Annotated in this window: 1 protein-coding gene; it reads right to left on the reverse strand. The window is 49.8% G+C overall.

Going from position 1 to position 498, the window contains the following annotated elements:
* A partial coding sequence (locus tag KJB30_RS17845; RefSeq protein ID WP_214301723.1) for a GTP-binding protein occupies positions 1–482 on the reverse strand: 482 nt, incomplete at its 3' end.
* Between the last annotated feature and the right edge of the window lie 16 nt (positions 483–498).

The following is a 498-nucleotide window of genomic DNA, read 5'->3' on the forward strand; positions in this document are numbered from 1 at the left end:
TAGCTGGAAAGAAGTTCGCGAATTTCGAGTTCGACTAACTCGAGCAATTCAGCGTCATCAACCATATCTGCCTTATTGAGGAATACAACAATGTAGGGAACGCCAACCTGACGAGCGAGCAAGATGTGCTCACGTGTTTGGGGCATAGGGCCGTCAGCAGCGGAGACAACCAGAATCGCACCGTCCATCTGGGCAGCACCAGTGATCATGTTTTTAACATAGTCAGCATGGCCCGGACAGTCAACATGTGCATAGTGACGTTTGTCGGTCTCATATTCAACGTGAGCGGTAGCGATAGTGATACCACGCTCTCTTTCTTCAGGGGCGTTGTCGATCTGATCGAAAGCCTTGAATTCAGCCTGACCCTTGCCGGCCAGTACCTTAGTAATGGCAGCAGTAAGAGTGGTCTTGCCGTGGTCAACGTGACCAATCGTGCCAATGTTTACATGTGGTTTGTTACGCTCAAATTTAGCTTTCGCCATGATTACAGGCCCTCCT

It is taken from the genome of Pelotalea chapellei (assembly GCF_018531195.1).
GTDB lineage: Bacteria > Desulfobacterota > Desulfuromonadia > Geobacterales > Pseudopelobacteraceae > Pelotalea > Pelotalea chapellei.